General features: G+C 48.3%; 16 protein-coding genes. 5 read left to right on the top strand and 11 right to left on the bottom strand.

Features of this window, described 5'->3' with window-relative positions:
- Positions 1–21: 21 nt before the first annotated feature.
- The 4 genes from nagA to ccpA all read right to left on the bottom strand — a co-directional run bounded on the left by nagA (position 22) and on the right by ccpA (position 4,310).
- Entirely contained in the window at positions 22–1,182 is a 1,161-nt protein-coding gene (gene nagA / locus FD09_RS06735) for an N-acetylglucosamine-6-phosphate deacetylase (RefSeq protein WP_057819646.1), read from the bottom strand.
- Positions 1,183–1,238: 56 nt separating this feature from the next.
- Positions 1,239–2,411 carry an SIS domain-containing protein gene (locus tag FD09_RS06730; protein ID WP_057819644.1) on the bottom strand — a complete coding sequence of 391 codons (1,173 nt, stop codon included), beginning with the start codon at positions 2,409–2,411 and terminating at the stop codon, positions 1,239–1,241.
- Positions 2,412–2,432: 21 nt separating this feature from the next.
- Positions 2,433–3,164 (bottom strand): GntR family transcriptional regulator, encoded by a 732-nt coding sequence (locus FD09_RS06725; protein WP_057819642.1) that lies wholly within the window; start codon positions 3,162–3,164, stop codon positions 2,433–2,435.
- 141 nt (positions 3,165–3,305) lie between these two features.
- Positions 3,306–4,310, bottom strand: a complete 1,005-nt coding sequence (gene ccpA / locus FD09_RS06720) for a catabolite control protein A (protein WP_057819640.1) — start codon at positions 4,308–4,310, stop codon at positions 3,306–3,308.
- Between the two features lie 201 nt (positions 4,311–4,511).
- On the opposite strand from ccpA, the gene FD09_RS06715 reads away from it, so the two are divergent.
- Positions 4,512–5,618, top strand: coding sequence for a M24 family metallopeptidase (locus FD09_RS06715; RefSeq protein WP_057819639.1), 1,107 nt, complete (start codon positions 4,512–4,514; stop codon positions 5,616–5,618).
- Positions 5,619–5,682: 64 nt separating this feature from the next.
- Here FD09_RS06715 and FD09_RS06710 read toward each other — a convergent pair whose 3' ends face one another.
- Entirely contained in the window at positions 5,683–6,258 is a 576-nt protein-coding gene (locus tag FD09_RS06710; protein ID WP_057819637.1) for a YtxH domain-containing protein, read from the bottom strand.
- Between the two features lie 29 nt (positions 6,259–6,287).
- The gene (locus FD09_RS06705) at positions 6,288–6,689 is read right to left on the bottom strand and encodes a DUF948 domain-containing protein (protein WP_057820192.1); all 402 of its coding nucleotides are present in this window, start codon (positions 6,687–6,689) and stop codon (positions 6,288–6,290) included.
- A gap of 115 nt (positions 6,690–6,804) precedes the next feature.
- On the opposite strand from FD09_RS06705, the gene FD09_RS06700 reads away from it, so the two are divergent.
- Positions 6,805–7,686, top strand: a complete 882-nt coding sequence (locus FD09_RS06700) for a mechanosensitive ion channel family protein (protein ID WP_420806848.1) — start codon at positions 6,805–6,807, stop codon at positions 7,684–7,686.
- A 100-nt stretch (positions 7,687–7,786) separates the two neighbouring features.
- Positions 7,787–8,716, top strand: coding sequence for a DUF368 domain-containing protein (locus FD09_RS06695; RefSeq protein ID WP_057819633.1), 930 nt, complete (start codon positions 7,787–7,789; stop codon positions 8,714–8,716).
- Positions 8,717–8,840: 124 nt separating this feature from the next.
- Here FD09_RS06695 and FD09_RS06690 read toward each other — a convergent pair whose 3' ends face one another.
- The 5 genes from FD09_RS06690 to racE are packed head-to-tail and all read right to left on the bottom strand — an operon-like array spanning position 8,841 to position 11,775.
- The gene (locus FD09_RS06690; RefSeq protein ID WP_057819631.1) at positions 8,841–9,269 is read right to left on the bottom strand and encodes a bis(5'-nucleosyl)-tetraphosphatase; all 429 of its coding nucleotides are present in this window, start codon (positions 9,267–9,269) and stop codon (positions 8,841–8,843) included.
- Positions 9,270–9,286: 17 nt separating this feature from the next.
- Positions 9,287–9,778 (bottom strand): cyclic-di-AMP-binding protein CbpB, encoded by a 492-nt coding sequence (gene cbpB / locus FD09_RS06685; protein ID WP_057819630.1) that lies wholly within the window; start codon positions 9,776–9,778, stop codon positions 9,287–9,289.
- Between the two features lie 13 nt (positions 9,779–9,791).
- Positions 9,792–10,307 carry a YfcE family phosphodiesterase gene (locus tag FD09_RS06680; protein WP_083487622.1) on the bottom strand — a complete coding sequence of 172 codons (516 nt, stop codon included), beginning with the start codon at positions 10,305–10,307 and terminating at the stop codon, positions 9,792–9,794.
- On the bottom strand, positions 10,307–10,930 hold the full coding sequence (locus FD09_RS06675; protein ID WP_057819628.1) for an XTP/dITP diphosphatase: 624 nt from the start codon (positions 10,928–10,930) through the stop codon (positions 10,307–10,309). Before FD09_RS06675 ends, FD09_RS06680 begins: the two co-directional genes overlap by 1 nt.
- A complete protein-coding gene (racE, locus tag FD09_RS06670; RefSeq protein ID WP_057819626.1) occupies positions 10,930–11,775 on the bottom strand; it encodes a glutamate racemase in 846 nt (281 codons plus the stop codon). The genes FD09_RS06675 and racE overlap by 1 nt, the downstream gene beginning before the upstream one ends.
- 204 nt (positions 11,776–11,979) lie before the next feature.
- Between racE and FD09_RS06665 the strand changes: the two genes are divergently transcribed.
- Both FD09_RS06665 and FD09_RS06660 read left to right on the top strand, forming a co-directional pair.
- Positions 11,980–12,471 (top strand): DUF2507 domain-containing protein, encoded by a 492-nt coding sequence (locus FD09_RS06665; protein ID WP_057819624.1) that lies wholly within the window; start codon positions 11,980–11,982, stop codon positions 12,469–12,471.
- 376 nt (positions 12,472–12,847) lie between these two features.
- A complete protein-coding gene (locus FD09_RS06660; protein WP_057819621.1) occupies positions 12,848–13,822 on the top strand; it encodes a hypothetical protein in 975 nt (324 codons plus the stop codon).
- The last annotated feature ends 75 nt before the right edge of the window (positions 13,823–13,897 follow it).

The raw sequence follows: 13,897 nt of genomic DNA, 5'->3' as shown, positions 1-13,897 counted from the left end.
GGACCGCTTGTTTTTTAATTCCTAGTGATCGTTGCGATACCGTTCTTGACCGTCCAGATAAGTCGCAGCCAACGACATATCATCATTCAAAACAATATAATCGGCTGCCCGACCCGGCAAGATTGAACCGCACTTTTCGCCGACACCGCTGGATTTGGCAGGCACATAACTGCCCATTTCCACAGCGTCTTGGGGTGCGACACCATTCCAATCAACCACATTCTTAATGGCTTCATTCAGCTTCAGTACAGAACCAGCCAGATTATTGCCGCCCTTCAACCGGGCCATCCCGTCTTTCACATAAACCGGAAATTCACCCAACACGTAGTCGCCATCGGGCATCATCCCAGCGCGCATGCAGTCCGTAATTAAAGCAATGTGTTCCGGTCCCTTCTCTTTAATTAAGATTGTTGCCACTTCTGGCCGTACATGATGGCCGTCGCAGATCAATTCATCATCGACGCGGTTGAGGTACATCGCTGCCCCCACCATGCCAGGTGCCCGGTGATTTAAGCCGCTCATCCCGTTAAATGTATGGGTGAATACACTGGCCCCAGCTTCGATACAAGCCTGCGCCTGTTCAAAGGTGGCGTCACTGTGGCCCAGGGCGACCACGGTCCCGTCGGCAGTCACTGCTCGAGTGAATTCCACTGCGCCGTGACGTTCTGGCGCGATCGCAATTTTCCTCAATAAGCCCTTTGCAGATGCTTGCCATTGTTGATATTCAGAGAAACTCGGATTCTTAAAGTATTTCGGATTTTGTGCACCTTTGTGTTCTGTGGTGAAATAAGGTCCTTCAAAATAAATACCCTGAATCTTTGCGCCAGTTTCTTGTCCGGCATGGTCGCCAATCGTCTTACACACGGCATTCAATTGATCGAACGAACCCGTTAAAGTCGTCGGTAACCAGCTGGTGACCCCAGCCTTCAGCAGACCCTCTGACATTGTCTTTATGGCTTCCCAGTCATTATCCATCACATCATGTCCTAACAGACCGTGGATGTGCGTATCCACCAACCCTGGGGCAATCCATTGACCGTTCATTTCTTCAATTTTACCCGTCGGCTTTTGGCTTTCTGGCAGATACTGACCAAACTTACCCTCGTCAGTGATTTCCAAGTAACCGCCGTTTTCAGTATTGGACGGTAAAAAGAACTTTGCAGCATGAATATAGTAACTCATCTAACAATTCCAGCTTTCCATAAATTCATTGAAATTGGTCATTGAACATCAAGAGACTAGGCCTCGTAATCGTGCAAAATGACCCCTTTGACCACTCGGTTGACTGTTCCTGTGGGAGAAGGCGTATCTGGTTTGTTGCCAATCTTGACGGATGTGAGCAGTGCCAGTGTTTGCGCCACCATGACGTCGGGTAACGCGAGATACGCCTCTGGGAGGCTTACATCATTGCGATTGAATAGGAAGTTGTCCCCCGCAAAGTGCCGCCCCGCATCTTGGCCAATCGCCACGACCCGTTGGGCAATATGATCTCCGTCAATTTCCGCCAAGACATCAATATCATAATCCCGGGTATAGGCATCATTGCTGATGAAATCAAATACCAAGGTTTTGTCATTCACAAAACTCTTCGGACCATGCCGGAAGCCCATGGATGTATCAAACACGGTAGCCACCTGGCCAGCGGTGAGTTCCAAAATCTTCAGTTGAGCTTCCCGGGTCAAACCATCCAGACTACCGGAACCAAGGTAAGTGATACGGTCAAAGTCATCAGCAATATAACTTTGCAATGTGTCCTCACGGGCGATGACATCGTCACCCATCGCCACAATATCGTCGATCCATTGCGCTTTATCCGCATGGCTGGCCGTGTCAAAGACCAACAAGGCCGTTAAAGTCATACAGCTGAAACTGCCGGTCATGGCAAAGCCTTGATCGTTGGAACGGGCTGGCTGCAATAATACGAGGTTGTTGTCCTCGTCTTCTGCCCGCTTGGCCAAATGGCCCTCTGGTGCACAGGTGATCGTTAATTGATACAGCTGGTGCACCAACTGCTCTGCCAACTCCACCGTTTTCACACTTTCCGGCGAGTTGCCAGAACGGGCAAAGCTAACGAGCAGCGTGGGTGTGTCTGGTTCAAAGTAATCGGCGGGTGAAGACACTAGGCTCGTGGTGGGCAGTGCTTCAAAGTAAAACTGGTGGCGATCCCCCTGCCGGTTCAGGTACGGGGTAATTGTATCCCCGACATAAGCCGAGGTCCCTGCCCCGGTAAAAATCACACGGACTGGTCCGGTGACACTTTCGCTCACCTTTTTTAAGAACGCCTCAATCTCCGGTTGCTGGCGCTCATAATTGGTCCAAGCCTCACGCCATAACTCCGGTTGCTGTTTAATTTCGCGGGTAGTGATCTCGGCGCCTAATTTTGTCAATTCAGCTGCTGACTTCTCAAACATGGACGACACTCCTCTTCTCTTTCACGATTGCGCGACATTCACATGACGCACTTGATAAACAAATTGATCTCCCCGACAAACACTCAGGGTATATTCCACAATCCGCTCCTGGGGATCGGTGGTGCTGCGCTGTACGTTCAAACACGGGGAACCAGCAGGTACGGTCAACCGCTGAGCGTCTTTACCGTTAATGATCCCCGCATAGAACGCCTCGTTGGCCTCGGCGACTTTCACACCATAATCCTCGGCCATCACGTGATACAACGAATGATCGGTCAATTGCGCCACCGTTAGCCCAGGGAAAATACGGACTGGTAAAAATGTCCGTTCCACCATCAACGGCACACCATCGGCACAGCGAATCCGCTTCAGCTTAAAAATTGGTGCCCCCAACGGCAAATTCATGTGCGCGGCCAAAAACTTCGGTGCTTCCAGTTGCTGCAGATAAAGAATCCTTGTTTCAGGATGACGTCCTTCTGCGCGCATCTGATCCGAGAAACTATAAGTCGTGGTCAAATTGGTGGGATTAGCTACTCTGTTGGCGACAAACGTTCCCTTCCCATGCTGACGGTAAATATAACCCATCATTTCCAGTTCGGATAATGCCATTCGCACAGTATTGCGGCTCACTTGATATGTCTGGGTAAGCATCCGTTCGGAGGGCAGCCGGTCGTGGGGGTGCATTTCCTGCGTGATCTTGTGCCGCAGTAACTCGACTAATTGTTCATGAAGTGGTTGTTCATACGTTGACATCGCCTCACCTCACTGGTTCACTGGTACCAACCACTTCTTCATTGTAGAAAGCCTTACCACGAATGTCAATGGAAAGAAGGCAACAAAAAAGCCCGCAGGCATTAGTTGCCGACGGACCTTACCAAAACTGCGCAAAATCAGTTACGCCTTAGTTGATTGCCGTTCTGTGATGGTGAAGGGCAGCAGGACTGTCTTTTCAGTGACTGCTTCCTTATTCATCATCTTGGTCAATAACCGCATCGCCACCGCACCGATATCATATAGGGGTTGGCTAATCGAGCTGAGTTGTGGCCGTGCCATTTCAGTCAGCACCGTGTTATTGCTGGTGATGATTTGGAAATCATCAGGCACCTTAATACCGCGGTCAATGGCTCCGTCCAGTACACCAATCGCTAATTCGTCATCGGCGATATAGGCGGCGTCAGCACCAACGGCTTGCAACTTGTCCCACAGGGCGGCACCGGCACGGAAGTTGTACTCTGTTTCAAATACCAGGTTGCCATCATATGGAATCTTGGCGTCTGCCAAGGCATCGTTATATCCGGCCAATCGATATTCGCCATTAATCGGCTCAGACAGTGGACTGGAAATAAACGCGATCTTCTTGGCCCCTTTGTTCAGCAAAGAAGTGACCGCCTCTTTCACAGCACCCTTATAGTCGATATTCACACTGGCGACTTGTTCGTCAGGATCTACTGAACCAGCGAGGACGATGGGCGTCTTTGCCCGGCTGAATTCCGCTCGTACGGCATCGGAAATGTTGTGACCCATGTAAATCAGCCCGTCTACTTGCTTGGCAAACAAGTTATTCAATGTGCTGACTTCTTTTTGACTATTTTCGTCAGAGTTGGCCAAGATAATGTTATATTTGTACATTGTCGCCACATCATCAATCCCCCGTGCGAGGGTTGAGAAATAGATGTTGGTAATGTCTGGAATAACGACCCCGACAGTCGTGGTTTTCTTGCTGGCCAATCCGCGGGCAACCGCGTTGGGACGATAGTCCAATTTTTCAATGACCTTCAATACTTTTTGCCGAGTGGCGGGCTTGACGTTGGGATTACCATTGACGACTCTGGAGACAGTCGCCATGGAGACATTCGCTTCACGCGCCACATCATAGATTGTAATAGTTTGTTTATCCATTCACACTTACCTCACATTTTGCTTTCGTTTTCAATTTGACAATAAAACAATACCAGGTTAAGCACGGAAATGCAAGCGTTTTATTGAAATTTTCATGAAATTCTGCCATTTAATCAACAAGTTGTTTTCAGTAACTCGTTTAGCGAAAATGGAAGCGATTGTGTTAAACTAAATGCACCTAATTAAGGAGGATGTGTAACAATGACTCATTTAGAAAAACTGCAACAATGGATCAATGATCAGCACGTCGATGTTGCCTATATCAGCGACCCGACGGACATTAATTACTTTACTAACTTTTACAGTGACCCTGAGGAACGGGTCTTAGCACTTTTTGTGTTTCCAAACGCAGAACCATTCCTATTCACCCCGGCCCTCTCAGTCGAAGCGGCAAAGAAAGCTGGCTGGTCTGGCGACGTATTTGGTTATTTAGACCAAGAAGACCCGTTTGCCCTCATTGCCCAACACATTAAGGCACGCACCAATCAACCCCACGCTTGGGCAATTGAAAAGGATAGCTTGCCTTACGCACGTTTTGCTGCGATTAAGCGGGCCTTTCCAGCGGCTGAATTTCCAGCGGATGCTTCCCGTTACATGGAACGGGCCAAATTGATCAAGTCTCCGGACGAAATTGCCAAAATGGTTGCCGCTGGTAAAGAAGCCGATGAATGTTTCAGAGTAGGCTTTGACGCCCTGCGTACCGGTATTACGGAGCAAGGCGTCGTGGCAGAAATCAACTACGCCATGATGAAGCAAGGGGTCATGCACATGAGTTTTGACACGATTGTGCAAGCGGGCGTTAACGCCGCTGATCCCCACGGCGAACCAACCTCGACTGCCATCGTCCCCAACGAACTCGTCCTCTTTGATTTAGGCACTAACCATCAAGGTTACATGAGTGATGCCAGTCGAACAGTCGCCTTTGGTGCCCCCACGGCTAAGCAGAAGGAAGTATTCGATGTCTGCTTGGAAGCCCAATTAGCCGCCATGGATGCGGTGAAACCGGGGTTGACAGCTGCGGAACTGGATAAGATTGCCCGGGACATTATTACCAAGGCAGGTTATGGAGATTACTTTATTCACCGCTTAGGCCATGGTATCGGCACGTCTACCCACGAGTTTCCGTCGATCATGGCCGGTAACGATATGCCACTGACTCCTGGTATGTGCTTCTCCATTGAACCAGGAATCTACATTCCAGGTGTGGTCGGCGTTCGGATTGAGGACTGTGTGCACGTCACTGAAACTGGCGGTGAACCATTTACCCACACTGACAAACAATTACAAATCATTCCGGTTAAAGACTAACCGAGCGAACAAAAAGGGCAGCCAGCAAAAATGTGTTGGTTGCCCTTTTTCAATTGTCTAACTCTTATTTTTCAGGTGCGGCTGAATCTGGTTCAACCGGTGGGACTGGTGGAACTGGTCCGTGCGCCTGATCTTGATCGTTCGGCGTATCCGGTGTTTGCGGTTCATCCTGTGCGGTTGGATCAGTATCTGTCGCAGTTTGTGACTGATCAGCATCCGCATTCTCTTTGGCGGCTTCAAATGCAGACTTGCCATCAATGACAATGTCATCAAAGTCTTGATCACTGTCTTCGCCCGCTGCAGTTAGCGCATCGCCAATGTCGTCAGTTTCCGCATCAAACGCCGCCCGATCTGCCTCATCGGCTTGGTCCGGTGTGTTGTGCGCAGCCATATTGTCCTTCAAAGCGGCAAATGTGGACTTCAAATCTTCAATCTTGTCGCCAGCTTGATCCCGCAGAGTATCTGTCAGATCAGAAGCGTAATGGTAATAGTCCATTGCGCGGTCCTTGCCGTCAGTCCCCTTTTTCTTTAACTTATCCGTTAATTGTGCCCCGGTTTTGGGTGCTAATAATGATGCAGTCGCAAACGCCACCGCGCCACCAATCAAGAAACCAATTAAGAAATGACCCTTCTTCGCCATATGCCCAACTTCCTTCCTAAAACAATTGTTTATTTGCGTCTAAAGACGCCCATTGCTTTACTGGCTAAACCTACCGCTGCAGTGCGTTTACCGTTTCGCTTCACACTGGTGACCAGATGGCGGGAACTAGTATTTAAATCAGATACCGTTTCCCCCAACTCACCAATTGCTTTGAACAACGGGTCTGTATCCGCCACTTTGCCGTTAACGTCTGCCAACAATGTATTGGACTTCACGAGCAGCGCTTCCACTTGTTGTGATAACACGTCCACATCACCGGTCACGACGTCCAACGTTTTAGTGGTTTGAGTCACAGTCTCATTCACGCTCGCTAGAGTTTTGTTCACTTTAAGCAATGTTGAAATGAGGAATACGACCAAAAGTAATAACGCAATTGCAGCAATCAGCGCCGCAATTTCAATACCCGACATAACATTCACCATCCGTTCACTTCATGACTTCAATCTTAAGGATAACATCATCAAGCGGTGCCTTCAATCAATTCTACCACCTGTGCTAAACTCTTAGAGTAAATAAAAAGGAGGAATTGCCGTGTTTTTGGCCACTACAAGTGGGACCACAGACCCACTCAGTACTTGGGAAGATTTTCTCGCTAAATTCCGTTGGCAGAACATTGTCGCTATCGTGGCGCAAAAAGCCTTAGAATTGCTGTTCTACACTATCTTGTTCATTATTCTGCAAAGAGTCGCAAAACTTGTCTTGCAGCATGTCTTTAAGCAATATCGCCGCTCTGAAAAGTATTCAACTTCCCGCGTGAATACTATGGACACGCTGGTCACCAATGGGACCAATTATATTTTGTTTTTCCTTTATTGTTATGCTTTGCTCAGCGCATTGGGGGTTCCCGTGGGCACCTTGATCGCTGGTGCAGGGGTGATATCTCTAGCCCTAGGCTTAGGCGCCCAAGGCTTCGTGAGTGACGTGGTGACCGGATTCTTCATCATCTTGGAGAAACAGTTCGAGGTCGGAGACGTCGTCCAAATTGACGAAATTACCGGTACTGTGAGTGCGATCGGCATTCGCACCACGCAGGTCACCAGCTTCGATGGGACGTTAAACTTCATCCCCAATCGGAATATCAGTATCGTATCCAATAAGTCCCGAGGTGATATGCGCGTATTGATTCAAATTCATGTCTTCCCAACGACACCTTTAAGGCAAGTGCAGCAAATCATTGCGACGAAAAACAAGGAACTCGTCCCTAAATACGACGCAATCACCCGCGGACCGGATGATTTGGGAGTTACTGACCTAGGTCAGGGTAATCTAGCGCTGCAAGTGCAGATGTATGTTAAAAACGGCGCTCAAGTCAAAGTACAAAACGCCTTTTTATCTGCATATCTGGCCGCCATTCACGATGCGGGAATCACCTTACCGACGAATGCGTTAAATCTAACAAAATCTTAGTACAAAAATACACAAGGTTCTGGTAAGCTGGAAATACTGACGTTTGGGCGGCCCTATTTGGTCCGCACCACGATGACTATCAAAAGGAGTCTCTCTATCTATGCTTATGAACATTATCAAAGGCTTTCTCATCGGTATTGCGCTAGTGGTTCCCGGCCTTTCTGGTTCCATTTTTGCCGTGGTGGTGGGGGTTTATGAACCTTTGCTCGCCAGCATTAACCATTTCCGCAGTAATCCACGCCAAAACTTACGGTTGCTGGTCCCTATCGCTATCGGAGTCGTGATTGGGATTCTTGCTTCTACCAAATTAGTCCTTTACTTAACTGAAATCTATCCCATTTTGGCGTATGCCTTCTTTACTGGCTTAGTACTTGGTGTTATTCCATTTGTCTGGAAGAAAATGCGTCAGATTCCTTTTAAACCAGTTTATGTATTGCTGCCATTGGCCGGTTTCAGCATCATCTGGTTGCTGGCTCAATTGGGTGAGAGTGCCAGCACGGCCACCGTGGCGATTCGCCAGGTGAACGGCTTTCCTGATATCGCCATGCTGCTCTTCGCCGGTCTGTTTTCCGTCTCCTTGATGGCCATTCCAGGCATCTCGGGTTCTATTATGTTGATGGTGATCAACCAATATGGTACGGTCTACCACGCTGTCAGCCAGCTCACCGACGCCGCGGGTCTACTGCTCAGGGGGGATAATGCTGGCTGGGGCATGATTAGCCAGGGCTTGCTTATCTTGCTGCCTTTCATGATCGGTGCGGCAATCGGCTTGGTCTTAATTGCTAAACTCATGGAATGGCTGCTCAAGCACTTCCCGGCGCAAGTCTATTTTGCTGTCTTAGGCGTGGTCGCCGCCGCTATTGTCATTCTTCTCGACACCGGCGTCCTCCCGCCATTCGCCACACTCCCTACCAATCAATGGCTGATTCAAATCATCCTCGCTATCGTCCTCACCATCCTCGGCATCCTCTCCGCCCTGTTCTTCGATAAACCGGAAGAAAAAGTGGCGGAAGACGTCGAAACTATGTAAAAAGGCAAAAGAAAAACGAGATAAAGACAAGTTAATGATTTCTCACACACTAGTGCCAAAGCTGCGCAAGCTTTGGTGGCAGGGGAACCAACTTTGTCTTTATCTCGTTTTTTGGTGCCTAGAATTATTTAGCATCATGCCCGGCAGTCAGGTAAGCATTTGCCTTTTCCAAAATGACCTTCAACGAATCATACGTCAACGTCGTATGCGCGTCTTCATAGTTAAACCAGCCAATATGACTGATCTCCTCATCCTGCTTTGTAATCTCCGGGTCACCAGTCACTTCCGCCAAGTAGAGGATCGTCCGTTTCTGATTACCATTAGGCAGTGGATATTCATCAGTCTCCTGAAATTGCGTGGTATCCACATGGACATGCAGTCCAGTCTCCTCACGAATTTCCCGCTCAGCCGTCTCTTCATAATTCTCGCCGGCTTCGACGTGTCCTTTAGGAAATCCCCAAAAATGGCTCGACGTACTCTCCTCCAATAAATATTGCAGTTCGTCATTGAAGCGGCGATAAACCACTGCCCCAGTCGAAACTTCAAGTGTCATAAAAAAAACCTCCTTAATTAAGAATGGTGAACCGGATGACGGACCGGTACTAAATCATATTCCCGGTTAAGATTATGGACGAGTTCATTGAAGCTCTTCATATATTCCCGCCGTGTAATAATCCCTTGAAAAATATTATCATCATCGACCACAGGGATAAATGGATTGTCGACTAATAAATGTAAGATTTTTTCGACATCTAAAATATCATCCACCACGGCTTCGTCAGCCGCCTTCTCCATCACGTCGGCCACTTTCAGCTGATCCAGAGGAGCCAAGGACACGTGATCTAAAGCAAGCATCTTATCCGTAATCATGGCCAGTGAAATGAAACCAAAAAAATGATTGTCATTATCGAGTACCGGTATTTTTGCATAACGTACCTTGGTTAATACCAAAAATGCGTGGCCAAGTCGGTTATCGACTGACACATTGGCGACAACATCTGCCGGAATTAAATAATGTTCCCGGTTTTTGAGTAGAAATTGTTGTAGTTCTGGAATAATCATGCCATTTCTCCTTTCACCGGGTAAAAGATTCTGCCAATGCTGGAATTGGCTGCAGCTGATGGTCATAAAAGTCCACTGCAGCGGTTGTGGCATTGACGTTGACGATGGCGAAAGTACCGCCATATTCCTGATAACTGCGCGGTTGGCTGATAGAACCAGGATTCAGAATTAACATTCCCTGCTCCATGTGGGCTTCCAACATATGTGTGTGCCCGTAGAATGCGCAATCCGCATTCACCGCATGGGCCCGTTCTGCTAACTTACCAGTGCCCATACTGACTCCAAGTCGATGCCCATGGGTTTCATACACCGTGACCCCTTTAACATGCTCTACCCGGGCCATTGGAAAATCAGCATCAAAATCCATATTTCCGCGCACAGCATACATCACTTGCCAGATGGAATCACTGGCCGCCAATTCAGAATCACCGCAATAGAAGAATGCATCGACCTCATTTTGAAATTGTTGATAGATCGTCTCCAAAATTGCGCGATCACCATGGGTATCAGACACAACGAGTGTACGCATTATTTGGCCTCCTCTTTTTGCCACCAGTCAGGCCAAACGATGGCAAGCTTCTTTAACGCCAGACCACGGTGACTGATTTCATTTTTTTCATCAGGACTCATTTCAGCAAAAGATTTTTGTTTGGGCGGATAGAAAAAGAGCGGGTCGTAGCCGAATTGATTGTCACCCCGGGGGACAGTCAATATTTGTCCCCTAGTTTCCCCGACAACAACCAAATCATCCGCTGGCCGGTCCGGCCAAGCCATGACCAAGGTAGAATGAAAGGTAGCCCCCCGTTGTTCCTCGGGCATGCCTCCCATTTCCACGAGTAGCTTAGCATTGTTGGCGGCGTCATTATGATCACCAGCAAACCGGGCAGAACGAATCCCTGGCTGTCCGTGAAGTGCGTCTACCATCAGGCCAGAATCATCTGCCAATACAGGTAATTGGAGTACATGGGCAAAATGATCGGCCTTTAATCGAGCGTTTTCTTCAAAAGTGGTCCCCGTTTCGTTGACTTGTTGCGCATTCGGGTAATCCAGCAGAGTATGGATCGTGATGCCGCTGCTCGCGAATGACTTGGCAAATTCCCGAGCTTTACCCGGATTTTTTGTCGCCACGACTAATGTGCGCGGTACTGCCATTAAGACACCATTTCCTTTCCGTTTGCGGCTGGCAAATCAGTCACGTTGACTTTTGTCACCGGTAAATCGGTCATGCGCAGCCAATCTTCAGCAATTTCTCCAAACATTTTAGGAGAACCGGTCGTAAATAATTTAGGCGCCGACTGAGGCCCATGCTCCAGATTGCGGATGTCAAAGTAATCCAGCAATGCAGAAATTTCGCTGACCGTTTCTGCCCCGGAGTCAATCAATGTAACGTGCTTGCCCATATAATTTTGGATGAGCGGTCGTAACAAAGGGTAATGCGTACATCCTAACACTAATGTATCAATATCCTTATCCGGTAATTGTTGTAAGGTTTCCGCCACAATTTTTTTAGCCACCGGTGAATGATACTGATTACTCTCCACGACCGGCACAAACTTGGGGGCAGCCAGTGTGGATACCTCAATCTCCGGGGCTTGCGCTTGAATAGCCCCATCATAGGCGTGGGAGCGAATCGTCCCCACAGTGCCAATGACTCCGATATGGCCGTTACGCGTGGCCCGAATGGCGGCACGGACACCGGGGGGGATCACCCCCACAATGGGAATGTCGACTAGTTTGCGAATCAGCGGCAACGCTTCAGCTGTCGCTGTGTTGCAGGCAAAGACGACCATTTTCACATCAAATTGCAGCAAGAATTGGGTCAATTGCCACGCAAATTGCTGCACCTGTTCCGCGGGACGCGGACCATACGGCATGCGCGCTTGATCACCAATAAAAAGATAACTTTCATTTGGTAATTGTCGGACAAATTCTTTGATCACCGTTAAACCACCAACGCCAGAGTCCAAGAAGCCAATTGGCCGCGCATCAGAACGCATTAAACAACAGTCCTTTCCTGAAACTACATTATACCACGGCCAATTCAGCGCTTCCTTGGCACTAAGACTGAGAACATCACCATCCCGCCAAAATTTCCCATTTTTCAATATTTTTTATTGTTCCTTAATGACCGGAACAGGTTTCTCCCTTTTATCCGTTCCCGTTCTTCGTTATAATGATTCAGAAGTGGAGGCAAAAACAGGATGACCAATTCTTTATATGATCAACTGCAACAAAGTCGTTTTTCGGTTGCCCTATTACGGGATGTGGCTTTACCCATCGCGCTGGGTCACGATCATGCTAATCTGGAATACTGGCTTGGTAAACAAATGGCCAGGCAGCTCCCGGTGAGCAATGAAGAACAATTGCCCATTTTTACCGAACAGGCAGAATTTGGGACGTTAGCAATTCACCATACTCGCCGTAAAACGATCACGGCCACCTTGACGGGCGACATCGTAGCCTCCCGGTTGGCCGCGGCTACCCCACCCAGTTTTGCTTTAGAAACTGGGTGGTTAGCCCAGGAATGGCAAATGCTGACCAACATTTTTACTGAGGGCACTTACAGTGTGCAAAAAGGGACAGTGTTGATCACCCTGCATCAAGACGCCAAAGAACCTGTTTTGACCGCCGAGCAAGCCCAAGCGGATGCCATTACCCCGTTACAAAGCAGCATGGAATCACCCAAAAAGTAAAATCTAGTCTTTACGAAAACCCTGTCCTGACAAAATAACAGTCAACAGGGTTTTTTTGTGTTTGTAATAACCGCCAAACGCCAAGTCGCTCAATGAGTTTCACGGTTAGAGAAGTGCTTGAATAATGTGATTCTTTCGTTCTTATGACATTTCGTAACGATGTCGTAATAACAGTCACGTAATTATAATAACCTCTGTATCCCTTGCGTACCACCGAGTCTAGTGCATCGCCTACTTTTATAAGCTCATCAACCCTTGGAAAATAGGTTGAACGTGTTATTATTATTCTCGACCTGTACGTCAGGTTGAAGTTATTCGTAGATAACGATATAGCAATCGAATTGCTCACACAAGGTATTAAGAGAGGAATGTAGTTATGTCTCACAATAAAACACTGTTCTCCATTGGTTTAAGCGCCGCCGCATTGATTGGTACGTTGACCCTCAGTCATGGTCAAGCACAAGCGGCGACCACTGGTACGACCACATATGAAGGCGGCGCAACTACCGTATGGAGTTCACCAGCCTTTTCCACACCAACCCGGTACCTTACCCACGGTCAGCAAGTCAATATCATCGATAGCAAAACCGTGAATGGCACGACTTGGTTTGAAGTGGGTCAAAACGAATGGGTGCCGAGTATTTATATGCAGTCCGCTAATGATACAACTGCCACATCCACTGCGGCTCCTGCTAACACAGCGACTGCAGTTGGATCTGTCAAAGTTAACTATACAGCTGGTTCAACCACCGTTTGGACCGGTGTCGATAGTGGCAAGGCCGCGGCCTACTTGGCTCCTGGCGAAACTGCCCAATATAGCGAAACCAGTACCGGAAACGGTTATACTTGGTACCATATCACCAGCGGGTGGGTGCCGAGTAAATATGTGAGTGTCGTGGGGGCGAATACCCAACCAACGACTCAGCAGACGCAGACTGCCCAACCTGCCCACCAGCAACAAGCTCAACCAGCGGTTCAACAGCAGGCCGCTCAGCCGAGTCAGCAACAGAATACGCAACAGCAAACCAATACGTATTCAGCTAATACCCAACAAAATTCAACAGCCTCAACCAATACTGTTAGCTCCGCGAGTGCGACGGTTAAGGTGACGTTCTATGATCCCGCCTCCTTGGGTTCTAACATGGGCTACAACGGTGTTGCTGCTAACTTAGCCAAGTATCCCAAAGGGACTCGCCTGAAGATCACGTTAGCTGATGGGACTGTTCTGCATCGGGTCGTGAATGATACCGGTACATTTGTCAGCAGTAACCCCAATCAGATTGACTTGGCTTGGCCGAATTCATCCGTGCCTTCATACGGTGTGACCACAGCCTCTGTATCTGTAGAATAATCAATTTCCTCCTGAACATAACAAAAGATCCGGTCTGTCATCACTGACAGATGAAGTGCCCCATAATTGTTAGAC

The organism is Schleiferilactobacillus perolens DSM 12744, assembly GCF_001435585.1.
GTDB classification, from domain to species: Bacteria; Bacillota; Bacilli; order Lactobacillales; family Lactobacillaceae; genus Schleiferilactobacillus; species Schleiferilactobacillus perolens.
The sequence above is the reverse complement of the archived record's forward strand: the minus strand, read 5'-3'. Positions and strand labels throughout refer to the sequence as shown.

What these genes read in the sequence shown, in the direction of transcription:
- racE (WP_057819626.1), bottom strand. Translation starts at nt 11,775, where the DNA reads ATGCGTTCTGATGCGCGGCCAATTGGCTTCTTGGACTCTGGCGTTGGT.
- cbpB (WP_057819630.1), bottom strand. Translation starts at nt 9,778, where the DNA reads ATGATTATTCCAGAACTACAACAATTTCTACTCAAAAACCGGGAACAT.
- FD09_RS06715 (WP_057819639.1), top strand. Translation starts at nt 4,512, where the DNA reads ATGACTCATTTAGAAAAACTGCAACAATGGATCAATGATCAGCACGTC.
- FD09_RS06730 (WP_057819644.1), bottom strand. Translation starts at nt 2,411, where the DNA reads ATGTTTGAGAAGTCAGCAGCTGAATTGACAAAATTAGGCGCCGAGATC.
- FD09_RS06675 (WP_057819628.1), bottom strand. Translation starts at nt 10,930, where the DNA reads ATGGCAGTACCGCGCACATTAGTCGTGGCGACAAAAAATCCGGGTAAA.
- FD09_RS06695 (WP_057819633.1), top strand. Translation starts at nt 7,787, where the DNA reads ATGCTTATGAACATTATCAAAGGCTTTCTCATCGGTATTGCGCTAGTG.
- nagA (WP_057819646.1), bottom strand. Translation starts at nt 1,182, where the DNA reads ATGAGTTACTATATTCATGCTGCAAAGTTCTTTTTACCGTCCAATACT.
- FD09_RS06710 (WP_057819637.1), bottom strand. Translation starts at nt 6,258, where the DNA reads ATGGCGAAGAAGGGTCATTTCTTAATTGGTTTCTTGATTGGTGGCGCG.
- FD09_RS06690 (WP_057819631.1), bottom strand. Translation starts at nt 9,269, where the DNA reads ATGACACTTGAAGTTTCGACTGGGGCAGTGGTTTATCGCCGCTTCAAT.
- FD09_RS06725 (WP_057819642.1), bottom strand. Translation starts at nt 3,164, where the DNA reads ATGTCAACGTATGAACAACCACTTCATGAACAATTAGTCGAGTTACTG.
- FD09_RS06680 (WP_083487622.1), bottom strand. Translation starts at nt 10,307, where the DNA reads ATGCGTACACTCGTTGTGTCTGATACCCATGGTGATCGCGCAATTTTG.
- FD09_RS06705 (WP_057820192.1), bottom strand. Translation starts at nt 6,689, where the DNA reads ATGTCGGGTATTGAAATTGCGGCGCTGATTGCTGCAATTGCGTTATTA.
- ccpA (WP_057819640.1), bottom strand. Translation starts at nt 4,310, where the DNA reads ATGGATAAACAAACTATTACAATCTATGATGTGGCGCGTGAAGCGAAT.
- FD09_RS06665 (WP_057819624.1), top strand. Translation starts at nt 11,980, where the DNA reads ATGACCAATTCTTTATATGATCAACTGCAACAAAGTCGTTTTTCGGTT.
- FD09_RS06660 (WP_057819621.1), top strand. Translation starts at nt 12,848, where the DNA reads ATGTCTCACAATAAAACACTGTTCTCCATTGGTTTAAGCGCCGCCGCA.